Source organism: Spirillospora sp. CA-108201 (assembly GCF_050936235.1).
In the GTDB taxonomy this organism is placed as follows: Bacteria; Actinomycetota; Actinomycetes; order Streptosporangiales; family Streptosporangiaceae; genus Spirillospora.
In genome coordinates this window covers 1,239,960-1,260,637 of sequence record NZ_JBNJNE010000001.1, presented here as the reverse complement: position 1 = coordinate 1,260,637, position 20,678 = coordinate 1,239,960, and the positions used below count along the sequence as shown (strand labels likewise).

23 protein-coding genes and 1 pseudogene are annotated in these 20,678 nt (G+C 75.0%); 15 read left to right on the top strand and 9 right to left on the bottom strand.

Annotation, left to right across the window (positions count from 1 at the left end; genetic code table 11):
- Window positions 1–41 precede the first annotated feature (41 nt).
- From ACQEU6_RS06035 to ACQEU6_RS06020, 4 genes and pseudogenes are all read right to left on the bottom strand, one after another.
- Entirely contained in the window at window positions 42–1,688 is a 1,647-nt protein-coding gene (locus ACQEU6_RS06035) for a DUF885 domain-containing protein (protein ID WP_499329594.1), read from the bottom strand.
- An 84-nt stretch (window positions 1,689–1,772) separates the two neighbouring features.
- Window positions 1,773–2,015: a hypothetical protein gene (locus ACQEU6_RS06030; protein ID WP_499340581.1), complete on the bottom strand. Its 243-nt coding sequence runs from the start codon at window positions 2,013–2,015 to the stop codon at window positions 1,773–1,775.
- A 55-nt stretch (window positions 2,016–2,070) separates the two neighbouring features.
- A pseudogene (locus tag ACQEU6_RS06025) lies at window positions 2,071–2,199 on the bottom strand (LysE family translocator); the annotation flags it as partial.
- Window positions 2,200–2,385: 186 nt separating this feature from the next.
- Window positions 2,386–3,144, bottom strand: coding sequence for a hypothetical protein (locus ACQEU6_RS06020; protein WP_499329593.1), 759 nt, complete (start codon window positions 3,142–3,144; stop codon window positions 2,386–2,388).
- A gap of 176 nt (window positions 3,145–3,320) precedes the next feature.
- Here ACQEU6_RS06020 and ACQEU6_RS06015 point away from each other — a divergent pair, with 176 nt between their 5' ends.
- The 6 genes from ACQEU6_RS06015 (at window position 3,321) to ACQEU6_RS05990 (ending at window position 9,570) form a co-directional block, all read left to right on the top strand.
- Window positions 3,321–4,337 carry an AAA family ATPase gene (locus ACQEU6_RS06015; protein WP_499329592.1) on the top strand — a complete coding sequence of 339 codons (1,017 nt, stop codon included), beginning with the start codon at window positions 3,321–3,323 and terminating at the stop codon, window positions 4,335–4,337.
- Window positions 4,334–5,347 (top strand): DUF58 domain-containing protein, encoded by a 1,014-nt coding sequence (locus tag ACQEU6_RS06010; RefSeq protein WP_499329591.1) that lies wholly within the window; start codon window positions 4,334–4,336, stop codon window positions 5,345–5,347. The genes ACQEU6_RS06015 and ACQEU6_RS06010 overlap by 4 nt, the downstream gene beginning before the upstream one ends.
- A complete protein-coding gene (locus ACQEU6_RS06005) occupies window positions 5,344–6,291 on the top strand; it encodes a VWA domain-containing protein (protein ID WP_499329590.1) in 948 nt (315 codons plus the stop codon). The genes ACQEU6_RS06010 and ACQEU6_RS06005 overlap by 4 nt, the downstream gene beginning before the upstream one ends.
- 49 nt (window positions 6,292–6,340) lie before the next feature.
- Window positions 6,341–6,955 (top strand): class I SAM-dependent methyltransferase, encoded by a 615-nt coding sequence (locus ACQEU6_RS06000; RefSeq protein WP_499329589.1) that lies wholly within the window; start codon window positions 6,341–6,343, stop codon window positions 6,953–6,955.
- Window positions 6,952–7,503, top strand: coding sequence for a TrmH family RNA methyltransferase (locus tag ACQEU6_RS05995; protein ID WP_499329588.1), 552 nt, complete (start codon window positions 6,952–6,954; stop codon window positions 7,501–7,503). Before ACQEU6_RS06000 ends, ACQEU6_RS05995 begins: the two co-directional genes overlap by 4 nt.
- A gap of 234 nt (window positions 7,504–7,737) precedes the next feature.
- On the top strand, window positions 7,738–9,570 hold the full coding sequence (locus tag ACQEU6_RS05990) for an MFS transporter (RefSeq protein WP_499329587.1): 1,833 nt from the start codon (window positions 7,738–7,740) through the stop codon (window positions 9,568–9,570).
- Window positions 9,571–9,588: 18 nt separating this feature from the next.
- Here ACQEU6_RS05990 and ACQEU6_RS05985 read toward each other — a convergent pair whose 3' ends face one another.
- Complete coding sequence (locus tag ACQEU6_RS05985; RefSeq protein WP_499329586.1) at window positions 9,589–9,807, bottom strand: EF-hand domain-containing protein; 219 nt, start codon at window positions 9,805–9,807, stop codon at window positions 9,589–9,591.
- A 113-nt stretch (window positions 9,808–9,920) separates the two neighbouring features.
- Here ACQEU6_RS05985 and ACQEU6_RS05980 point away from each other — a divergent pair, with 113 nt between their 5' ends.
- From ACQEU6_RS05980 to ACQEU6_RS05970, 3 genes are all read left to right on the top strand, one after another.
- Window positions 9,921–10,736, top strand: a complete 816-nt coding sequence (locus ACQEU6_RS05980) for a glycerophosphodiester phosphodiesterase family protein (RefSeq protein ID WP_499329585.1) — start codon at window positions 9,921–9,923, stop codon at window positions 10,734–10,736.
- A gap of 250 nt (window positions 10,737–10,986) precedes the next feature.
- Window positions 10,987–11,721 (top strand): DeoR/GlpR family DNA-binding transcription regulator, encoded by a 735-nt coding sequence (locus tag ACQEU6_RS05975; RefSeq protein WP_499340102.1) that lies wholly within the window; start codon window positions 10,987–10,989, stop codon window positions 11,719–11,721.
- The gene (locus ACQEU6_RS05970) at window positions 11,718–12,920 is read left to right on the top strand and encodes an MFS transporter (RefSeq protein WP_499329584.1); all 1,203 of its coding nucleotides are present in this window, start codon (window positions 11,718–11,720) and stop codon (window positions 12,918–12,920) included. Before ACQEU6_RS05975 ends, ACQEU6_RS05970 begins: the two co-directional genes overlap by 4 nt.
- Here ACQEU6_RS05970 and ACQEU6_RS05965 read toward each other — a convergent pair.
- Window positions 12,910–13,182 carry a type II toxin-antitoxin system Phd/YefM family antitoxin gene (locus ACQEU6_RS05965; RefSeq protein ID WP_499329583.1) on the bottom strand — a complete coding sequence of 91 codons (273 nt, stop codon included), beginning with the start codon at window positions 13,180–13,182 and terminating at the stop codon, window positions 12,910–12,912. The genes ACQEU6_RS05970 and ACQEU6_RS05965 overlap by 11 nt on opposite strands.
- A 198-nt stretch (window positions 13,183–13,380) precedes the next feature.
- Between ACQEU6_RS05965 and ACQEU6_RS05960 the strand changes: the two genes are divergently transcribed.
- From ACQEU6_RS05960 to ACQEU6_RS05950, 3 genes are all read left to right on the top strand, one after another.
- Window positions 13,381–13,944 (top strand): ClpP family protease, encoded by a 564-nt coding sequence (locus ACQEU6_RS05960; RefSeq protein ID WP_499340101.1) that lies wholly within the window; start codon window positions 13,381–13,383, stop codon window positions 13,942–13,944.
- On the top strand, window positions 13,941–14,546 hold the full coding sequence (locus ACQEU6_RS05955) for a ClpP family protease (protein ID WP_499329582.1): 606 nt from the start codon (window positions 13,941–13,943) through the stop codon (window positions 14,544–14,546). The genes ACQEU6_RS05960 and ACQEU6_RS05955 overlap by 4 nt, the downstream gene beginning before the upstream one ends.
- Window positions 14,547–14,686: 140 nt before the next feature.
- Window positions 14,687–15,031, top strand: coding sequence for an RNA polymerase-binding protein RbpA (locus ACQEU6_RS05950; protein WP_499340100.1), 345 nt, complete (start codon window positions 14,687–14,689; stop codon window positions 15,029–15,031).
- 97 nt (window positions 15,032–15,128) lie between these two features.
- Here ACQEU6_RS05950 and ACQEU6_RS05945 read toward each other — a convergent pair whose 3' ends face one another.
- Complete coding sequence (locus tag ACQEU6_RS05945) at window positions 15,129–15,794, bottom strand: response regulator (protein ID WP_499329581.1); 666 nt, start codon at window positions 15,792–15,794, stop codon at window positions 15,129–15,131.
- The gene (locus tag ACQEU6_RS05940) at window positions 15,791–16,789 is read right to left on the bottom strand and encodes a sensor histidine kinase (protein WP_499329580.1); all 999 of its coding nucleotides are present in this window, start codon (window positions 16,787–16,789) and stop codon (window positions 15,791–15,793) included. The genes ACQEU6_RS05945 and ACQEU6_RS05940 overlap by 4 nt, the downstream gene beginning before the upstream one ends.
- A 136-nt stretch (window positions 16,790–16,925) precedes the next feature.
- Here ACQEU6_RS05940 and ACQEU6_RS05935 point away from each other — a divergent pair, with 136 nt between their 5' ends.
- From ACQEU6_RS05935 to ACQEU6_RS05925, 3 genes are read left to right on the top strand one after another with little or no spacing between them, the layout of a single operon-like run.
- Complete coding sequence (locus ACQEU6_RS05935) at window positions 16,926–17,855, top strand: ABC transporter ATP-binding protein (RefSeq protein ID WP_499329579.1); 930 nt, start codon at window positions 16,926–16,928, stop codon at window positions 17,853–17,855.
- On the top strand, window positions 17,852–19,303 hold the full coding sequence (locus ACQEU6_RS05930; RefSeq protein ID WP_499329578.1) for a DUF1349 domain-containing protein: 1,452 nt from the start codon (window positions 17,852–17,854) through the stop codon (window positions 19,301–19,303). Before ACQEU6_RS05935 ends, ACQEU6_RS05930 begins: the two co-directional genes overlap by 4 nt.
- Entirely contained in the window at window positions 19,300–20,109 is an 810-nt protein-coding gene (locus tag ACQEU6_RS05925) for an ABC transporter permease (RefSeq protein WP_499329577.1), read from the top strand. Before ACQEU6_RS05930 ends, ACQEU6_RS05925 begins: the two co-directional genes overlap by 4 nt.
- A 3-nt stretch (window positions 20,110–20,112) precedes the next feature.
- Here ACQEU6_RS05925 and ACQEU6_RS05920 read toward each other — a convergent pair whose 3' ends face one another.
- The gene (locus ACQEU6_RS05920) at window positions 20,113–20,667 is read right to left on the bottom strand and encodes an FxsA family protein (RefSeq protein WP_499329576.1); all 555 of its coding nucleotides are present in this window, start codon (window positions 20,665–20,667) and stop codon (window positions 20,113–20,115) included.
- Between the last annotated feature and the right edge of the window lie 11 nt (window positions 20,668–20,678).

Here is a 20,678-nt window from a genome sequence, read left to right as displayed (position 1 = left end):
GTCCGCCGTCAGGCCCCGCCGCGCACCCCGGGAACCGGCGGTCACGACCGGGCCAGCTCCGCACGCAGCAGGTCCAGACCCATCGGCCCCAGATCCAGCGCCCGCCGGTGGAACTCCTTCAGGTCGAAACCCGCGCCCTCCCGGCGCCGCGCCGCCTCACGCGCCTCCAGCCAGACCCTCTCCCCCAGCTTGTAGGCGATCGCCTGCCCCGGACGCCCCAGATACCGGTCGACCTCGAACGCCACCACCGAATCGGGATCAGGCCCCTTACGGGCCCGCAAGAACTCGAACCCCAGCTCCGGCGTCCACCGCTCCCCCTCGTGGAAACCCGTCCCCGCCGGGATCGGCAACTCCAGATGCAACCCGATGTCCAGCACCACCCGCGCCGCCCGGAACCGCTGACCTCCCGCCAGCATCCCCAGCCGATGCGCCGGATCACGGTAGTGGCCCAACTCGTCCATCAGCCGCTCCGCGTACAGCCCCCACCCCTCGCAGTGCCCCGGATGCAGCTCGCTCGACACCCGCTGGAACCGGTTCAGGCCCCGGTTCAGCGTCGTCACCCCCAACTGCAGGTGATGACCCGGCACCCCCTCATGGAACATCGTCGTCGGCACCGTCCACGTCACGATCTCGGCGGACGGATCCTCCACCGTCCACCACACCGTCCCCGGACGCGACAGGTCCTCCGCCGGCGCCAGGTAGTACACCCCCGTCTCCACCGGCGGGATCCGGCACTCGATCCTCCGCAGCGGCCCCGGAATGTCGAAGTGCACCCCGTCCAGATCGGCGATCGCCCGGTCCGCCAGCTCCTGGATCCACCCCCGGAACGCCTCCGCGCCCCCCACCCGGTGCGCCGGATCGGCGTCCAGCGCCGCCATCACCGCCGGCAGCGGCTCCCCCGGCAGGATCTCCCCCGCCGCGCCCGCCATCTCCGACTCGATCCGCGCCAGCTCCTCCCAGCCCCACGCGTACGTCTCCGCCAGATCCAGATCCGTCCCGAGAAAGTCCCGAACCCCCAGCCGGTACCGGTCGGCGCCCAGCGCGTCCCGCTCCGGCGCCCGCCCCGCCAGCTCCCCCGACAGGAACGACGCGAACTCCTCCAGCGCCGCCGACGCCGACGACGCCGCCTCCCGCAGCGCGCCCTCCAGCGGCCCGTCCCCGTACCGCCCCGCAAGGCCCGCCAGATACGCCGGAGTCTCCGCGCACTCACGGGCACTGCGCAGCACCTGCCGCCGCGCCGCCACCCGGCCCCGTCCGCACGCCCGCCGGAGCGACGCCCGCAACCCCGCCAACGCCCCCGGCAGCGCCCCCATCCGCGCGCGGACGGCCTCCCAGTCGGTGTCCGGCCCCTGGTCCAGCAGCTCCACGGCCATCCGCAGCCGCTGGACCGGCCCGTCGGTGGTGTCCAGGAACTCCTCCCGCACCCCCGCCTCGTCCAGCGCCGCCTCGACCTCCAGACGCTCCCGCAGCACCGCCGCCGCGACCCGCCCCGCCTCACCCCGCACCGGAACGCGGCCCAGCTCCGCCAGCGTCCGCCGCGTCAGCTCCGCGCGCGCCTCCAGCCCGTCCGGGCCGTAGTCGGTCAGCCGCGCGTCCTGCCCGGCGATCCCCATCAGCGCCGCCCGGCACGGATCCAGCGCGGCGAACTCGTCCACGTACCGGTCGGCAAGGTCATCCAGAGCGGTCACCGCCCCAGGCTACGACCCCCGCCCCCCAAAAAGCGATCATGAAAATGTGCCAAACCGGCGGGCCTCAGCGGGTCTTACCGCGCCTTACCGGGCCTCGGCCGCCAACCGCACGCCCAACCCCACCAGCACCACACCCGACACCTGGTCCAGCCGCCGCCGCACCCCCGGACGCCCCAGCACCCGCTGCGCCGCCCCCACCAGCCACACCACCGCCGTGTACCAGACCAGGTCGATCAACGCCCACAGCACCGAGAACCACCGCACCGGCCGGCCCCGCACCCAGATCCTCGCCCGCACCGGCCCCGGCAGGGCCGCCGCGGCGCGCACCCCACAGCGCCCGCACCCCGAACCACACCAGCACCACCGCACCGGCGACCCGCAAACCCTCGAACGCCAACCGCGACGCCGCCAGCAGCGCCGACAACCCCACCGCAGCCGCCACACCCCACAGCAGCACACCCGTCTCGTTGCCCAGCACCGTGACCAGCCCCGCGCGCCGACCCGACCGCATCGACTCCCGCATGATCACCACCGTGCTCGGACCCGGCACCATCGCGATCAGCACCGCCGCGCCCGCGAACGCGAGCAGACTCTCCAGCATCCGCCCATGCTGGACGCCCGACATACCACCCCGCAACGCCCATTTCCCCTACACAGGCGACTTCCCGCAGCCAGCCCAACACACCACGGCAAACCCCTACAAAGGCGCGCCGTCGCCCCCACCCGAACCCGACGACGGCGAAGGCGCAGGCGACGACGGCCCCGGCGACCGCGGCGTCACCGAAGGCGACGGCGACGTCGGAACCGGAGACCGCTCCGGCACCTGGAACGACGGCGTCGGCTCCGGCGGCGCAGGCGCCGGCTCCTTCGCCACCGGCTGACACGCGAACAACACACCCATCAACAACGCCAACACCAGCAACACCGCCGCCAACCCCACCACGACGGCCACCAGATTCCGCTCCGGCACACGCTCCCCCACCGGAACCGGCCCCCCACCCGGCACCGGCCGCGGCCCCTCCAACGCCGGCTCACCCGACCCCAGCCAATACGGCTGGAACTGCGGACCGCGCCGACCCCACCACCCGCGTTCCGCACCCTGGAACGCCACCGGCTCCAAGAACCGCTCCGCCCCCGCACGATCCGCCTCGTACAACGTCGCCACCCACGGCGCCGGCCCGTCCGGCTGCGCCGCCACCACCGGCGCCCCACCACCCGAACCCGCGCCCCCCGCCGCACGCCCCGGCCCCGGCACCGCCGCATTGATCGCCGCACGGAACCGGTCCCGCGCCGCCGCATCACCCGCCGCACCCCGGTTCAGCACCGCCACACTCGCGCGCCGCCCCTCACCGTCCACCCCCAGGAAAACGATCCCGGCAGCGGACTCCGACAAACGCGCCGACAGACGAAACGGCCCCAACTGAGCGGGATCACCTGGCGGCAACGGCCTCGACATGGCCGCAACACTAACAACCACGCCCTACGATCGGCCCCGAGAACACCCCCCGAACCGATCACCCCCCGCACGCACGTATCCCCGGCGAACGGGTACAAGTGATCGCGTAGGGTCAGAAGGCACCCCATCCGACGCACGAGGACAGGGCACACGACGGACAAGTGAGGGACACCCACATGACCATCGCCGCCACCGACGTCGACGAGGCCGCAGTCCTCCTGCAGTACACCCTCGCCGAGGTCAAGAAGGTCATCGTCGGCCAGGAGCACATGGTCGAACGCATGATCGTCGCGCTCCTCGCCCGCGGCCACTGCCTCCTCGAAGGCGTCCCCGGCGTCGCCAAGACCCTCGCCGTCGGCACCCTCGCCCGCGTCGTCGGCGGCACCTTCGCCCGCCTCCAGTTCACCCCCGACCTCGTCCCCTCCGACATCGTCGGCACCCGCATCTACCACCCCTCCACCGAGCAGTTCGACGTCGAACTCGGCCCCGTCTTCGTCAACTTCGTCCTCGCCGACGAGATCAACCGCGCCCCCGCCAAGGTCCAGTCCGCCCTCCTGGAGGTCATGGCCGAACGCCAGGTCTCCCTCGGCGGCAACACCTACCCCCTCCCCCGCCCCTTCCTCGTCCTGGCCACCCAGAACCCCATCGAGTCCGAAGGCGTCTACCCCCTCCCCGAAGCCCAGCGCGACCGCTTCCTCATGAAGGTCGACGTCCACCACCCCGCCGCCCACGAGGAACTCCAGATCCTCCAGCGCATGAGCGTCGACCCGCCCGAGGCCACCCGGATCCTCGACACCGACCGCCTCGCCGGCCTCCAGCGCGCCGCCGAAGAGGTCTCCGTCCACGAACTCATCGCCGACTACATCGTCCGGCTCGTCATGGCCACCCGCGAACCCGACCAGTACCGCCTCCCCGACCTGCGCGGCGTCATCGACATCGGCGCCAGCCCCCGCGCCACCCTCGGCCTCGCCGCCGCCGCCCGCGCCCTCGCCCTCCTCGCCGGACGCGACTACGTCCTGCCCGACGACGTCCGCGCCGTCGCCCGCGACGTCATGGCCCACCGCATCGTCCTCACCTTCGACGCCCTCGCCGACGGCATCGACACCGGCGACGTCGTCGACCAGATCCTCGCCGCCGTCCCCCCACCCCGCGTCGTCTGGAACCACGGCGCGGCGGCGGTGACCACCGCATGACCCCCCGGCGCCGGCGCAGCGGCAAACTCGCCCACCTCGCCCCCGAACGCACCCTGCGCCGCCTCGAACTCCAGGTCACCCGCCGCCTCGACGGCCTCCTCAACGGCGAACACCTCGGCCTGCTCCCCGGCCCCGGCACCGAACTCGCCGAAGCCCGCCTCTACCAGCCCGGCGAGGACGACGTCCGCCACATGGACTGGGCCGTCACCGCCCGCACCACCACCCCCCACGTCCGCGACCTCATCGCCGACCACGAACTCGAAGCCTGGGCCCTGGTCGACCTCACCCCCAGCATGGACTTCGGCACCGGCACCATGATCAAACGCGACCTCGCCGTCGCCGCCCTCGCCGCCGTCGGCTTCCTCACCGTCCGCCTCGGCGACCGCGTCGGCGCCTACCTCCTCCACGACGACGGCATGCGCCGCTGGCCCGCCCGCACCGGCAAGGCCGCCCTGTACGCCCTCCTCCAAGCCGTCCTCGACGCCCAGTCCGTCGACGACCGCACCGGACCCCGCGCCGGCACCACCGCCCCGCCCCGCGACCTCGCCGCCGCCGTCGCCTCGCTCGACCGCGGCCAGACCCGCCGCGGCCTGCGCGTCGTCATCTCCGACTTCCTCGCCCCCGACGGCGCCGACACCACCCCCGACGGCCCCCACGGCCAGCCCGCCTGGGAACGCCCCCTGCGCCGCCTCACCGCCCGCCACCAGGTCCTCGCCATCGAGATCATCGACCCCCGCGAACTCGACCTGCCCGACGTCGGCCTCGTCGAGATGACCGACCCCGAGACCGGCACCGTCCACGAGATCGTCCTCAGCCGCCGCGTCCGCGAACGCTACGCCGCCGCGGCGGCCGAACAGCGCGACCGCACCCGCGCCGCACTGCGCCGCTGCGGCGCCCACCACCTCGTCCTGCGCACCGACCGCGACTGGATCGCCGACGTCGCCCGCTTCGCCCTCCGCCAGCGCCGCGCCGCAGGCCGGCCCGTCACCAACGCGGGAGTGCGCCCATGACCTTCCTGTCACCCGAACGCCTCTGGCTCCTCGGCCTCCTGCCGCTCCTGGCCGCCGCCTACCTGCTCCTGCAACTGCGCCGCCGCCAGTACGCCGTCCGCTTCACCAACCTCGCGCTGCTGTCCCAGGTCGCCCCCCGCCGCCCCGGCTGGCGCCGGCACGTCGCGGCCGTCCTGTTCCTCATCATGATCGCCTTCATGATGTTCGGGTTCGCGCGGCCCGCCTCCGCCGTCAAGGTCCCCCGCGACCGCGCCACCATCGTCGTCGCCGTCGACGTGTCGCTGTCCATGATGGCCAGGGACGTCTCCCCCAGCCGCCTCGACGCCGCCAAGGCCGCCGCCAAGCAGTTCATCGGCGACCTGCCCCGCCGCTTCAACGTCGGCGTCGTCGCCTTCGCCGGCAACGCCAACCTCATCGCCGCCCCGACCGCCGACCGCGACGCCGCCATCGCCTCCCTCGACCAACTCGTCCTGGCCAAGCGCACCGCCATCGGTGAAGCCGTGTTCACCTCCCTGCAGGCCGTCCGGTCCTTCGACGCGCAGGCCCGCCAGGACCCGCCCCCGGCCCACGTCGTCCTGCTGTCCGACGGAGACAACACCACCGGACGCTCGGTGCAGGAGGCCGTCGACGCCAGCCGCCTCGCCCATGTCCCGGTCTCCACCATCGCCTTCGGCACCCCTTACGGCACCGTCGACATCGAAGGCGAGACCACCAGCGTCTCGGTCAACAAGGAGACCCTGAAGACCCTCGCGGAGAGCACCGAGGGCAAGGCCTACGAGGCCGCCGACGCCGGTCAGCTCCGCGACGTCTACGCCAACATCGGCAGCTCCCTCGGCTTCAGGACCGAGCACCGCGACGTCGCCGCCCGCTACGTCGGCATCGCGCTGCTGTTCGCCTTCGCCGCCGGCGGCGTGTCGCTCGCCTGGTTCTCCCGCCTCCCCTGAGCGCGCGGACGGCACGGGCGGGCCCCGAACGCTGATACGGTCGGCGGACGTGGGGGAACACTACTTCGCGGAGCGGCCGGGCGCCGCCAGCCGCCGCCGCACCGTCGACCTCGTCCTGCCGGACCTGCACCTGCGGCTCGACACCGACAGCGGCATGTTCTCCCCCGACCGCGTCGACCCCGGCACCCGCGTGCTGCTGGAGACCGTCCCGGCGCCTCCGCCGACCGGCGACCTGCTCGACCTCGGCTGCGGATACGGCCCCATCGCCATCACCATGGCCAAACGCTCGCCCCAGGCGAGGGTTTGGGGAGTTGACGTGAACCAGCGGGCAATAACCTTTGCCGAGGGGAATGCCAAAGCCGCCGGCCTTGACAATGTAAGGTTCAGTCTGGTGGACGACGCCGACCCCGAGCTGCGGTTCGCCGCGATCTGGTCCAACCCCCCGATCCGCATCGGCAAGGCCGCCCTGCACGACCTCCTGCTCACCTGGCTCCCCCGCCTGGCCCCCGGCGGCCTCGCCCACCTCGTCGTCCAGAAGCACCTCGGCTCCGACTCCCTCCAGAGGTGGCTCGCCGCCCAGGGCTTCCCCACCGAGCGGATCGCCTCCCGGTCCGCCTACCGCGTCCTGCGCGTCGCGCCCCGCACGGAAGGCCACACCCGATGAGCACCCCCGACCCCGCGCAGGGACGCCGCCAGCTGCGCCCCACCGACGTCAAGCGGCTCAACCGCGACTGGCGCCGCCGCACCGGCGCCCGCCTCGACCTGCTCGTCGAATCGGTCACCCAGCCGTTCAACATGGGCTCGATCATCCGCAGCGCCGCCGTGTTCGGCGTCGAGCACCTCTGGCTCGCCGGCAACGCCACGCCCCCCACCCACCGCAACGTCGCCAAGACCGCCCTCGGCACCGACCGCCTCGTCTCCTGGGAGCACGCCGGCACCGCGGCCGAGGCCGCGGCCGCCGTCCGCAAGGAGGGCCTGCGACTCGTCGCGGTGGAACTGACCGCCGACGCCGTGCCCCTGCACGAGGCGCCCCTCGACGGCGACGTCTGCCTCGCGATCGGCAGCGAGGACCACGGCTGCTCCCCCGCCCTCCTCACCGCCGCGGACGCCGTCACCTACATCCCCCAGATCGGCCGCGTCGGCTCCCTCAACGTCGCCGTCGCCACCGCCATCGCCCTCGCCGAGGCCCGCCGACGCGAATGGAGCGCATGACCCGGGCGCGCTCGGACGCGGCGCACCGCACGACGCATCGCTGAATCGTCTCTTCATCTCAAAATCACGATGATTTCGCGCCCGCCGGCGGCGGACGGGGATTTCGCCTCGGCCGAGTGCGCGTTACGATCAGGCCATGCAGTTCCTCATATACGGGTAGACGCCCCCGCCGCCGCTGACGCGGTGGCGGCCTTCGGCGTCCCCGTAACCCCCTTTTCCTGAGGAACCACTCCCGTGACGACGTCCTACGCGGCCGTGCTGCGCGCTCCCCACGCCTCCCGTACCTTCGCCTTCGCGTTCCTGGGACGTCTGTCCTACGGAACCGTCTTCCTGTCCCTCACGCTGGCGCTCACGGCGTCCACGGGCTCCTACGCCCGGGCCGGCGGGCTGCTGGCCCTGCTCGGCCTCACCATCTCCGTCGCCTCACCGGTCCGCGCCGCCCTCATCGACCGGCACGGGCCGCGCCGCACCCTGGTCCCCATGGCCGCCGCCTACGCCCTGGTCCTCGCCGCCCTCGCCGTGCTGACCTCGCGGCCCGGCGCACCCGTCCCGCTGCTCACCGCCCTGGCCGTCGCCGCCGGCGTCACCGCGCCCCCCGTCGGCGTGGTCATGCGGACGCTGTGGAGCGCCCTCCTGCCGGACGGCCCCCTCCTGCGGCGCGCCTACAGCCTGGACACCGTGTCGGAGGAACTGGTCTTCGTCACCGGCCCACTGCTCGCGGGCCTGCTCGCCGCGGTCGCCGCACCGTCCCTCGGCGTCGCCCTCGGGGCCGTGCTCATCGCCGCCGGAACCGTCGGGATGGTCGCCTCCCCGGCGGTTCCCCGGCCGCGCGAGCACGCCCGCACGGCCCGCGTGCAATCGTTCCCCCTCGCCCCGGCCGCCGCGGCCGCGGCCACCGGCGTCGTCCTCGGATCGACCGGCCTGCTGGCCGTCGCGTTCACCCAGCGGCACCACCAGCCCGCCGCGGTCGCCTGGGTGGAGGCCGCGCTCGCCGTCGGCAGCACCCTCGGCGGCCTCGCCTACGGCGCGCTGAGCCGCTCGGCGCCCGGCCGGGCCCGGCTCGCCGTGCTCACCTGCCCCCTCGGGCTCGGCCTCGCCGCCGCGGGACTCGCCCCGTCCGTCGCCGTCCTGGCCGCGGCGGCGTGCGCCGCCGGGCTGTTCGTCGGCCCCACCCTGACCACCGCCTACCTCCTCGCCGACGCCGACGCGCCGCCCGGCGCCCGGACCCGCGCGGTCGCCTGGGTCAACACCGCGCTCAACCTCGGCGCGTCCGGCGGGACCGCCGCCACCGGCGCCGCCCTGGACGCGCTGCCGCTCCCGGCCTGCTACGCCGTCGCCGCGGCCCCGGCCGTCCTGGTCCCGCTCGTCCTGCTCGCCTTGCGGAAACGGCAACGCGGTTACCCGCCGGACGGGATCACCGCGCACGATCGAGGCATGGACGACACCACCACCCACCAGGAGTACTGGGACTCCCGCTACTCCGAGCACCACCACATGTGGAGCGGCGAACCCAACGCCGTCCTCGTGCAGGAGGTCTCCGACCTGGAGCCCGGCACCGCCCTGGACCTCGGATGCGGCGAGGGCGCCGACGCCGTCTGGCTCGCGCGCCGCGGCTGGCGCGTCACCGCCGTCGACATCTCCGGCGTGGCGCTCCGGCGCGCCGCCGGCCACGCCGAGCAGGCCGGCGTCGCCGACCGCGTCGACTGGCAGCGCCGCGACCTGGCCGCCTCGTTCCCCGAGGGGTCCTACGACCTGGTCTCGGCGCAGTTCCTGCACTCCCCCGCCGACATGCCGCGCGAGGAGGTCCTGCGGGCCGCCGCCGACGCCGTCGCGCCCGGCGGGATCCTGCTCGTCGTCGGGCACGCCGGGCCCCCGCCGTGGGACCCCGGCGCCCACCCGGGCGTGCACCTGCCCACGCCCGAGGAGGTCTTCGCGTCCCTCGACCTGCCGGACGGCGCATGGGAGGTCCAGCGCAGCGACGAGCACGAGCGCGTCCAGACCGCGCCCGACGGGCGCACCATGACCCGCACCGACAACGCCCTCAGGCTGCGGCGCCGGGCGCTGTGACCCGCGCGGCCGCCGCCGTCACCGGGAGGTGCGCTCCATGAGCGCGGTGAACTCCTCCAGGGAGATCTTGCCGTCCCCGTTGGCGTCGGCGGCCACGACCACCTCCACGGCGCGGGTCTCGGTGATGTCCTGCCCGAGCCGGGTCATCAGGTTCTTCAACTCGGCCGTCGAGATGTAGCCGTCGCCGTCCACGTCCACCAGTTCGAAGGTCGCCCTGTAGTCGTTCACGTCCGCCATGCTCGTGCTCCCTCGCTGATCGATTGAGGCGTCGACGTTAGCAGCGCCGTCCCCGCACCCGCCCTTTACGCAGTAAGGTAAAATCGGGCGACGGGGTCGGCCATAATCGGACGGTGCGGCACGCGTACGAATTCCTCGACCATCCCGGCCCGATCCCCTTCGCCCACCGCGGCGGCGCGGCCGGACGCCCGGAGAACTCGATGGCCGCGTTCCAGCGCGCCACCGACCTCGGCTACCGGTACCTGGAGACCGACGCCCACGCCACCGCCGACGGCGTCGTCGTCGCCTTCCACGACCGCACCCTCGACCGGGTCACCGACCGCGCCGGCGCGATCGCCCGGCTTCCCTACGCCGAGGTGGCCCGGGCCCGCATCGGCGGCACCGAGCCCATCCCCCGGCTGGAGGACGTCCTCGGCTCCTTCCCCGAGGCGCGCGTCAACATCGACCTGAAGGACGCCCCCGTCATCGGCCCGCTGGCCGAGGCGCTGCGCCGCACCGGCGCCTGGAACCGCGTGTGCATCACGTCGTTCTCCACCCGCCGGCTGGCGCAGATGCGCTCCCGGCTCCCCGCGTTCACCGACCGCGAGGTGTGCATGGCGCTCGGCCCGCGCGGCCTGATGGCGCTGCGCGCCAAGTCCATCGGGGGCCCCACCGCCAAGCTCGTCCGCCTCGCCGCCACCGGAGTCGCCTGCGCCCAGGTGCCCTACGGCCTCGGCCCCGTCCCCTTCGTCACCGAGGCGTTCATCGACCACGCCCACCGGCTCGGGCTGCAGGTCCACGCCTGGACGGTCAACGACGCCGCCGTCATGAAGCGCCTCCTGGACCTCGGCATCGACGGCATCATGACCGACGAACTGGTGACCCTCCGCGACGTGATGGCCTCGCGCGGCCTGTGGCCGCAGGAGAACCCGCCACCCGCGGCGTCCTGACCCGCGCTCACCCGGCGACACGGCCAGGTCGGCGCGCGCTCGACAGGAGGGCGAGCGGCGTGCCGCGCCCGGCCGGCTCCCTCAGCAGGGCGACGGTGTTCTCGTTGACGCGTGCCCGCGTGCGGGGACGCGCTGAGCACACCGGTGTAGTCGAAGACCATCCATGGCATGGCGGCTCCTCAGGTCTCGATTGACTAACTAACACCAGAACTGTTTGATTGAACATGTGGAAAGTTCAAAAAGGGTGGACATGCTCATCGAGCGGTTGCGGACCACCGAGCGCGTGAGCGTGACGGACCTGGCCGACGAGACCGGCGCGTCGGAGATGACCATCCGCCGCGACCTCGACGCGCTCGCCGAGCGGGGCGTGCTGCGCCGGGTGCGGGGCGGCGCGGTGAGCCTGCTGCTGCGCGGCGAGGCGATGCCCTTCGCCGTGCGCGAGCACGAGGCGGCCGAGACCAAGCGGCGGATCGCCGCCGAGGTCGACGCGCTGCTCGCCGACGGCGAGGCCGTCGTCCTGGACGCCGGGACCACCGCGCTGACCGTCGCCCGCACGCTCGCCGTCCGGCGGCTGACCGTCGTCCCCCTGGACCTGCACGCCGCCAACGCCCTCAGCGGGGCCGCGCAGATCCGGCTGCTGGTCCCGGGCGGGCGGACCACGCCCGGGGCGCTGGCCTTCACCGGGCCGCTCGCCGAGGCGTCCCTCGCCGCGCTGCGCGTCGACACCGCCGTCCTCGGCGTGTGCGGGCTGTCGGCCGAGCACGGGCTGACGGCGCACGACCTGGACGAGGTCCCGGTCAAGCGCGCGGCGATCGCGGCGGCCCGCCGCACGGTCGCGGTGTGCGACGGCGCCAAGTTCGGCCGCAGCGGCCTCGGCCTCGTCTGCCCGGCCACCGCCCTCGACATGGTGATCACCGACCGGTCCGCCCCCGGCCCCGCCGTCGCACGGCTGCGGGACGCCGGCGTGGACGTGCGCCTCGTATGACCGCCGCCCCTCCCGGAACGGGCGCGGCGCCGCGGGCGGCCCGGCTGGCCACCTTCGCCTACTTCACCCTGGCCGGTTTCCTGCTGGGCATGTGGATCGTGCACATCCCGCCGGTCGAGCACCGGACGGGGATCGACCACGCGGTGCTCGGACGGCTCCTGCTGCTGCTCGGCGCGGGCGCGGTCGTCGGGATGCGGGTCGCGGGCCCCCTCACCGACCGCGCCGGCGCGCGCAGGGTGGTGCCGCTCAGCGCCGCGGCGACCGGCGCCGCGGTGGTCCTGCCGGGCCTGGCGGACGGCGCCTGGACCCTCGGCGCGGCGCTGCTGGTCCTCGGCGCCGCCCACGGAACGCTGGACGTCTCCATGAACGCCCACGCCGTCCAGGTCGAGCGCGGCTACGGACGGCCCGTCATGGCCGCCTTCCACGCCGCCTTCTCCTTGGGCGGCCTCCTGGCCGCTCTGGCCGGCGCCCGGACGCTCACCTGGGGCTGGAGCCCGGCGGCGACCCTCGGCGCGGTGGCGGTCCTCAGCACGGCCGCGGGCGCGGCGGCCGCTCCGGCGCTGCTGCGGTCCGGCGGAACGCCGGGCAGCGCCGGGCCGCCGGTGCGGCGCCGGACGCCGCGGCGCATCCGGGGGCTGGCCGCGCTCGCCTTCATGATCATGCTGTGCGAGGGGGTGGCCAACGACTGGAGCGTGCTCCACCTGCGCGATCTGGGCGCGTCCCCCGGCACCGCTGCGCTCGCCTTCGGGGCCTTCTCCGCCGCCATGACCGGCGGGCGGCTGCTGGCCGACCGGCTCACCGCCCGCTACGGCCCGGTGGCCGTCCTCCGCAACGGCACCGCTCTGGCCGCGGCCGGCCTGGCGGTGGCGGCGCTGTCGCCCTGGGCCGCGCCGGCGCTGGCCGGCTGGGCCGTGCTCGGAGCGGGCCTGTCGGGTGCCGTCCCCCAGTTGTTCAGCGCCGCGGGCCACCACGACCGGGAGTCCTCGGGCGCCAACGTCTCCCGCGTGGCCGGGCTCGGCTACCTCGGGATGCTCGCGGGCCCCGCCGTCATCGGCCCGCTCACCCTCGTCATGCCGCTCGGCCTCACGCTGCTCCTGCCGGTGGCGCTGTGCGGCGTCGCGGCCGCGGCGGCGGGCCTCGTGCGCCCCCGGCCCGGCGCCCGGACGCGGCCCGGACGCGAGAGCGAGATCAGGGTCTGAAGCCCGGTGGGCGGTACTCGGCCGCGATGCGCATCGGCGGCTGCTGCTGGGGCCGTTCGGCGGGACGCGACGGCTGCCCCGGCGGGAGGGTGCCGCCGACCTGGAGGTCGGCGCGCTGGGAGCGGACCGCCTCCAGGAGCTCCAGATCCTCCGGAGAGACCAGGGCGGCCATCACCCTGCCCCGCCGCGTGAGCTTGACGGGCTCGCCGGTGTAGGCGACCCGGTTCACCAGATCCGCGAACTGGGCGCGTGCTTCGGTCACCGGAACATCCACGTGATTCATCGTATAGCGAAACACTCCGCCCCCCTCTGGCCCTCCCCCGTGCACTGGAATAGTGTCCGTACGTAGTGTACGAACTGTACAGATGATCAAGGAGGCCATGTGAACGGCGAACCGTGGCGAGAGGACCGCCGGCGGGCGGAGACGTTCATCGGCAGATCGCGGGCCCGCGCGGCCGAGATGCCGCGACCTGCGGACGCGCACCTGTTCGAGCGGCTGCTGGCGCAGCGGATCGTGTTCCTCGGCAGCGAGATCGACGACGGGGTCGCCAACCGGATCGGCGCGCAGCTGCTGCTGCTCGCGGCGCAGGACACCCGGCGCGACATCACGATCTACATCAACTCCCCCGGCGGCGTCGTGGACGCCGGGATGGCGATCTACGACATGATGCAGTTCGTCCCCAACGACATATCCACGGTCGCGATGGGCATGGCCGCCTCCATGGGACAGACGCTGCTGTGCGCGGGCACCCGGGGCAAGCGGTACGCCCTGCGGCACTCGCGCGTCATGATGCACCAGCCGCACGGCGGCATCGGCGGCACCGCGTCCGACATCAGGATCCAGGCGGAGCAGTCGCTGTACCTCAAGCGGACGCTGGCGGAGCGGACGGCGTTCCACACCGGGCAGCCGCTGGAGCGGATCGAGGCCGACGGCGACCGCGACGCGTGGTTCACCGCGGACGAGGCCCGCGACTACGGTTTCGTCGACCACGTCATCGACAGCACCGAGCGGGTGGGCACATGACACACGCGGAACGGCGCTCCCTCGTCCCCCAGTTCGAGGAGCGCACCGGACAGGGCCGCAAGGAGACCGACCCCTACAGCAAGCTGTTCGAGGAGCGCATCGTGTTCCTCGGCGCGCCGGTGGACGACACCAGCGCGAGCGACGTCACGGCGCAGATACTGGCGCTGGAGGACATGGACGCCGACCGGCCCATCGCCCTCTACATCAACTCCCCGGGCGGCTCGATCACCGCGATGCTGGCGATCTGCGACACCATGCGCTACGTGCGGCCCGAGATCGAGACCACCTGCGTCGGGCAGGCCGGGTCGGCCGCGGCGATCCTGCTGGCGGCGGGCTCGCCCGGGCGCAGGCAGGCGCTTCCGAGCGCCCGGATCCTGCTGCACGAGCCGGCGATCGAGGGCGCCGGCGGCGCCGCCACCGACCTGCAGATCCAGGCGCAGGAGCTGCTGCGGCTGCGCGAGCAGACCGAGGCGATCCTGGCCGAGGCCACCGGGCACGACCCCGCGACCGTCCGCCGCGACCTGGACCGCGAGCGCTACTTCACCGCCGCCGAGGCCAAGGAGTACGGGCTGATCGACGAGGTGCTCGCGTCCCGTCACTAGCGCGCAAGCCGCGTGTTCCCCGCCGGCGGCTGGGGACGACCGCAAACAGCAGGGTTGGATCACCCCGGGTGGGGGAATCTTGTCACGGTGTTCAGCGTTGGTCAGGGCAAGACCGCAAGCCGTCTGGGAGGCACGTGACGATGGCCGAGCGCGCACTTCGCGGCACCCGACTCGGAGCGACGAGCTACGAGAACGATCGCAACACCGATCTGGCCCCTCGCCAAGAGGTGGACTACACCTGCACCAAGGGCCACCGGTTCACCGTGACGCTCGCAGCCGAGGCCGAGGTGCCGATCACCTGGGAATGCCGCAACTGCGGCGCCATGGCGCTGCGGGTCGACGGCGAGCTGCCCCAAGCCAAGAAGGGGAAGCCGCCGCGTACCCACTGGGACATGCTGATGGAGCGCCGAACCCTGGAGGACCTGGAGGAGGTCCTGGCCGAGCGCCTGGAGATCCTGCGCGCGGGGCGCAGGAAGTCCGCGTGAGCGGCTGACAGTTCTCGACGCGAGGGCCCGTACCGGCGGGGGTGCGGGCCCTCGCCATGCCCGCGCCCCCGCCTTGGCCCCTTTCCCGCGCCCGGTGTCACCGGCCCGAGCGGGGCAGCACCAGGCCGCTCTCGTAGGCGGCGACGACCGCCTGGACGCGGTCGCGCAGCCCGAGCTTGCGCAGGACCCGGCTGACGTGGGTCTTGACCGTCTCCTCCCCGACGACCAGCCGGCCGGCGATCTCGGCGTTGGACAGGCCCGCGGCGACCAGGCGCAGCACGTCGGTCTCCCGCGGGGTCAGCGCGTCCAGGGCCGGATCCGACGCCGGCGGGCGCGGCCGCAGCCGCGCGAACTCCCCGATGAGGCGGCGGGTGACGGCCGGGGCCAGCAGCGCCTCCCCGGCGGCGACGACCCGGACGGCGTCGAACAGCCGCTCGGCCGTGACGTCCTTGAGCAGGAACCCGCTGGCGCCCGCGACCAGGGCGTCGTAGACGTGCTCGTCCAGGTCGAACGTGGTCAGCATCAGCACCCGCGGCGGCTGGGCCCCTGCGGCGACGCGGCGCGTGGCCTCGATGCCGTCCATGACCGGCATCCGCACGTCCATCAGCACGACGTCGGGGCGGTGGTCGCGGCACACCCGGACCGCGGCGGCGCCGTCGGCCGCCGTCGCCACGACCTCCAGATCCGGCTGGGTGCCCAGCAGGGCCCCGAACCCCGCCCGGACGACCTCCTGGTCGTCGGCCACCACCACGCGGACGCTCACGGCTCCTCCCCCACCGGCAGGGTCGCCTCCACCAGGAACCCGCCGGCGGGCCCCGGGCCGGCGCGCAGGTCGCCGCCGGCGGCCGCGGCGCGCTCGCGCATGCCGAGCAGCCCGTGCCCCGCCGGGCCGCCGCCGGGGCCGGGGCCGTTGTCGCGGACACTGACGCGCAGCGCGTCCAGGGCGTAGTCGAGCTCCACGTCGACGGCGGCGCCGGGCGCGTGCCTGCGGGCGTTGGTCAGGGCCTCCTGGACGATCCGGTAGGCGGCGAGCTCCAGCCCGGGGTCCAGGGCCGCGACGTGCCCGCCGACGATCAGCCGGACGCCCGCGGCGCCCGACTCGCGGGTCTCGTCCACCAGGTCCAGGAGCTGCTGGAGGCCCGGCTGGGGGCGGCGGGTCGGCTCGGCGCCGGCGTCCTCGCGCAGCACCCCGAGCAGCCGCCGCATCTCGGTGAGCGCGGTGCGGGCGGTGTCGCCGATGGCCAGCAGCCGCCGGGCGCCCTCCTCCGGCATGCCGGGGACCGCCAGCCGGGCCGTCTCGGCCTGCACGGAGATCATCGAGATGTGGTGGGCGACGACGTCGTGCAGCTCGCGGGCGATGCGGGCCCGCTCCCCGCGCGCGTTGTGCTCCAGCAGCGTGGACGCGAACGCAAGCCGGGAGGCGGCGCGCGCGGCGGCCTCGGCGCGGCGCCGCAGGACCCGGCGGCGCGCCAGGACCGTCCAGACGGCGGCGAGCGCGACGAGGGCCGCGACGGCGGGTCCGCGGTGCAGGACGCACGCCGCGGCGGCCGCGGCGGTGATCATGGCGGCGGCCGCCGCGCCCCGATCGCGCAGGGCCGCCAGCGGGAGCGTCGCGCACACGTCCACCACCAGCGCCAGGGCCAGGACCACCCCCGAGCCGTGGGTGCGGTAGACGGCCTCGGCGGCGGCGGCCGCGGCGAGGCAGCCGCCGGCCACCGGCCACCGCGCCCGCCCGGCGGTTCCGTCGTTGTCGCCCACGGACGCCATTGTGGCGCGGACGGCACCGCGGCGGCGTCCCTCCCCCGGGGGACGCCCGGTCCCCCGGCACGCGCCCGCCAAGACTCCTCCCCGGCGTGACGACCCCGGGCCTCGGCGCTCCGTAGCCTCCTGGTCCATGGAGGCAACCATCGAAGTACGGGGCCTGCGCAAGCGCTACGGGCCCACTCTCGCCGTGGACGACCTGTCGTTCACCGTCGGACCGGGGCAGGTCACCGGGTTCGTCGGCCCGAACGGCGCCGGCAAGTCCACCACCATGCGGATGATCATGGGGTTGGACCGGCCGGACGGCGGGACGGCGCTGGTCGGCGGCCGGCCCTACCGGTCGCTGCGGGCCCCGCTGTGCCGGCTCGGGGCGATGCTGGACGCGTCCGCGCTCCACCCGGCCCGCCGCGCCCGCGACCATCTGCTGTGGCTCGCGCACGCCAACGGGCTGCCCGCCCGGCGGGTCGACGAGGTGATCGGGCTGACCGGGCTGCAGAGCGCGTCCCGCCGCCGGGCGGGCGGGTTCTCCCTCGGCATGCGGCAGCGGCTCGGGATCGCCGCGGCCCTGCTCGGGGACCCGCCGGTGCTGATGTTCGACGAGCCGGTCAACGGCCTGGACCCCGAGGGCGTCGCCTGGATCCGCGGGCTGCTGCGGTCGCTGGCCGCCGAGGGGCGGGCGGTGCTGGTCTCCAGCCACCTGATGGGCGAACTGGAGGGCGGCGCCGACCACCTGGTGGTGATCGGTCGGGGCCGGCTGATCGCCGACACCCGGGTCGCGGACCTGCTGGAGGCCGCGTCGGGCGGCCGGGTCGAGGTGCGCACCGCCGAGCGCCGGGAGGCGATGACCGCCCTGGCCCGCGCGGGCGCCACGGTGACGGCGTCCGGCCCGGACGCCGTCACCGTCACGGGGCTGCCGGCCGAGCGGGTGGTCGCGGTGCTCACCGAGGCCGGCGCGGCGTTCACGGGCATCGGCGAGCACCGCGCGTCGCTGGAGGAGGCCTACATGGAGCTGACCCGGGACGCGGTGGAGTTCCAGGCCACGCCCGGTCAGGGGCCCCGGTGAGCGCCCCCGAGACCGCTGTGGCGGCCTACCGCAGCACGGTGCAGGACCAGGCCCGCGACGGGTTCGGCCGGCTCCTGGTCGCCGAATGGACCAAGCTGCGCACCGTCCGCCGCTGGATGCTGGCCCTGCCGGCGTCGGTGCTGCTGACCGTGCTCGTCGCGCTGCTGGCGGCGGCCGGCAGCCAGTCCACCGGGTCGGGCGGACGGCCGCCCGACCCGGCGCGGCTGCGGATCGTCGACTTGGGCCACTACACCTACCGGCCGCTGGCGGGGGACGGCTCGGTCGTCGCGCGCGTCACCTCCCAGGAAGGCGGCGGCGCGTGGGCCAAGGCAGGCCTCATGGTCAGGGGAAGCACGCGGGAAGGCGCCCCGTACGCGGCGCTGGCGGTGACGCCGGGCCACGGCGTCCGCCTCCAGAGCGGCTACGAGAACGGCGGCGCCGGCGGGGGAACGGGCGCCGTGCCGCGCTGGCTCAAGCTGACCCGCGCCGGGACGGCCGTCACGGGCTACGCCTCGGCCGACGGCCGCGACTGGCGCCGCGTCGGATCCGTCCGGCTGGCGGGACTGCCGCGGACGGCCCTGGCGGGCGTGTTCGTGGCCGCGCCCGACGAGATCGAGGTGCGCAGGATGTTCGGCGGGGAGAGCGTCTCAGGGCAGCCCTCCGCCACGCGGGCGACCTTCGACCAGGTGGCGGTGGCCCCGGCGCAGCCGGGCGCCGCGTGGCGGGACCGCGGCGCCCCCGGCGGGCCGGCGGCCGACCCGTCCCTGGACGGCCGCACCGGGTCCGGAGGGACGATCGCGCTGAAGGGCGTGGGCGACATCGGGCCCAACGCGTTCGCCGACGACGTCACCAGGACCACCCTCTCCGGCGCCCTGATCGGACAGGTGGCGATCGTGACCCTGGCGGTGCTGTTCGTGACGGCCGAGTACCGGCGCGGGATGCTGCGCACGACGTTCGCCGCCGCCCCCCGCCGCGGCCGGGTGCTGGCGGCCAAGGCGGTCGTGGCGGGCCTGGCGTCGCTGGCGGCGGGGCTGGCCGCGGCGTTCGGCTCGGTGCTGCTCGCCGGGCCGGTGGAGCGCGCGCACGGCCTGGCGGCGCCGTCCCTGGCCGACGGCGCGGTACTGCGCGCGGTCGCCGGCACGGGCGCGCTGTTCGCCGTGATCGCCGTGTTCTCGCTGGCGGTCGCGGTGATCATGCGGCGCGGGGCGCCCGCGATCACGGTCGTGCTGCTGCTCCTGCTCGTCCCGCAGATCGTGGCGACCGGGCTGCCGCTGTCGGCGGCGCGGTGGCTGGAGCGCCTCACCCCGGCGGCCGGGTTCGCGATCCAGCGGACCGTCGACCGCTTCGACCAGTCGATCGCCCCGTGGGCGGGCCTCGGGGTGCTGTGCGCGTACGCGGCGGCCGCGCTGGCCGCCGCCGCGTGGCTGGTGCGGAGGCGCGACGCATGACCGGACGGACATGGACGGGCCTGCACGCGCTGCGCGCCGAGTGGACGAAGCTGCGCACGGTGCCGAGCACGGCGCTGCTCGCGCCGGCGCTGGCGGTGCTGGTCGCCGCGGTCGGCGCGGCGGTGACCGGGACGGTCGACACCTCGCACTGCACGGCGCCCGCCGGGTGCCTGGAGGACACGCCGAAGCTCGCGCTGTCGGGCGTGCAGGTGGGGCAGGTCGCCGCGGTGGTCCTCGGCGTGCTGGCGGTCGGGGGCGAGTACGCGGCGGGGACGATCGCCGCGACCTTCGCGGCGGTGCCGGGGCGGACCACCGTGCTGGCCGCCAAGGCCGCCGTGGTGGCGGGGATCGTCGCCGCGGGCGGGACGGCGGGGGTGCTGGCCTCGCTCGCGGCGGGGCGGGCCGTCCTGCCCGGCAACGGCTTCACGGCCGCGAACGGCTACCCGCCGCTGTCGCCCGCCGACGGCCCCACCGCCCGCGCGGCCGCCGGGACCGTCCTCTACCTGGTGCTGGTGGCGCTGCTGGCGCTGGGCGCGGGGACGGTCCTGCGCGAGCCCGCGGCGGCGATCGGCGCGGTGCTGGCGCTGCTGTGGATCGTGCCGGTCGCCGTCCGCCTCGTCGGGGACGAGGCCTGGCGGGAGCGGCTGGAGAGGGCCGCGCCGATGACGGCGGGGCTGGCGGTCCAGGCGACGCGGGACGTGGACCGGCTGCCGATCGGGCCGTGGGCGGGCCTCGGCGTGCTGGCCGCCTACGCGGCCGCGGCGCTGCTGGCGGGCGGCGCCGTGCTCGTGGCCCGCGACGCCTGACGGTCAGGCGCGCGAGGTCCGGTCGCCGTCGTCGCGGCGGGCCGTGTCCGCGGCGTCGTCGTCGTGGACGACCTCGCCGCGGACCACCGGTCCCGGCGGGGTCCCGACCCGTTCGGGGCCGGACCCGCGCCCGAACGGGTCGAACCCGGCGGCGCCGGGCGGGAACATGGTCGCGGCGCGCTCCTCCGCGGCCCGCATCCGCCGCGCCGCGAACGCCGACAGAACGCGGCGGACGAGGGGGCGGGTGAACGGCAGCACGAACACGAGCCCGACCACGTCGGTGACGAAGCCGGGCACCAGCAGCAGCACGCCGCCGGCCATGACCAGCGCCGCGTCCGCGACCTCCCGGTCGGGCAGGACCCCGCGCCGCGCCGTCTCCTGCAGGGCCCGCCACGCGCGGCGGCCCTCCCGGCGGACGATCCACGCGCCGAGGGCGGTCTCGGCGATCAGCAGGCCGATCGTGGGCCAGGCGCCGATCACCTCGCCGACCTGGATCAGCACGAAGATCTCCAGGACCGGCACCAGCAGGAACGCCAGGACGATCAGCAGCGGCAGCATGGCTCCATCTT

What these genes read in the sequence shown, in the direction of transcription:
- ACQEU6_RS06020 (WP_499329593.1), bottom strand. Translation starts at nt 3,144, where the DNA reads ATGTCGAGGCCGTTGCCGCCAGGTGATCCCGCTCAGTTGGGGCCGTTT.
- ACQEU6_RS06015 (WP_499329592.1), top strand. Translation starts at nt 3,321, where the DNA reads ATGACCATCGCCGCCACCGACGTCGACGAGGCCGCAGTCCTCCTGCAG.
- ACQEU6_RS06010 (WP_499329591.1), top strand. Translation starts at nt 4,334, where the DNA reads ATGACCCCCCGGCGCCGGCGCAGCGGCAAACTCGCCCACCTCGCCCCC.
- ACQEU6_RS06005 (WP_499329590.1), top strand. Translation starts at nt 5,344, where the DNA reads ATGACCTTCCTGTCACCCGAACGCCTCTGGCTCCTCGGCCTCCTGCCG.
- ACQEU6_RS05995 (WP_499329588.1), top strand. Translation starts at nt 6,952, where the DNA reads ATGAGCACCCCCGACCCCGCGCAGGGACGCCGCCAGCTGCGCCCCACC.
- ACQEU6_RS05985 (WP_499329586.1), bottom strand. Translation starts at nt 9,807, where the DNA reads ATGGCGGACGTGAACGACTACAGGGCGACCTTCGAACTGGTGGACGTG.
- ACQEU6_RS05975 (WP_499340102.1), top strand. Translation starts at nt 10,987, where the DNA reads ATGCTCATCGAGCGGTTGCGGACCACCGAGCGCGTGAGCGTGACGGAC.
- ACQEU6_RS05970 (WP_499329584.1), top strand. Translation starts at nt 11,718, where the DNA reads ATGACCGCCGCCCCTCCCGGAACGGGCGCGGCGCCGCGGGCGGCCCGG.
- ACQEU6_RS05960 (WP_499340101.1), top strand. Translation starts at nt 13,381, where the DNA reads ATGCCGCGACCTGCGGACGCGCACCTGTTCGAGCGGCTGCTGGCGCAG.
- ACQEU6_RS05955 (WP_499329582.1), top strand. Translation starts at nt 13,941, where the DNA reads ATGACACACGCGGAACGGCGCTCCCTCGTCCCCCAGTTCGAGGAGCGC.
- ACQEU6_RS05950 (WP_499340100.1), top strand. Translation starts at nt 14,687, where the DNA reads ATGGCCGAGCGCGCACTTCGCGGCACCCGACTCGGAGCGACGAGCTAC.
- ACQEU6_RS05935 (WP_499329579.1), top strand. Translation starts at nt 16,926, where the DNA reads ATGGAGGCAACCATCGAAGTACGGGGCCTGCGCAAGCGCTACGGGCCC.
- ACQEU6_RS05925 (WP_499329577.1), top strand. Translation starts at nt 19,300, where the DNA reads ATGACCGGACGGACATGGACGGGCCTGCACGCGCTGCGCGCCGAGTGG.
- ACQEU6_RS05920 (WP_499329576.1), bottom strand. Translation starts at nt 20,667, where the DNA reads ATGCTGCCGCTGCTGATCGTCCTGGCGTTCCTGCTGGTGCCGGTCCTG.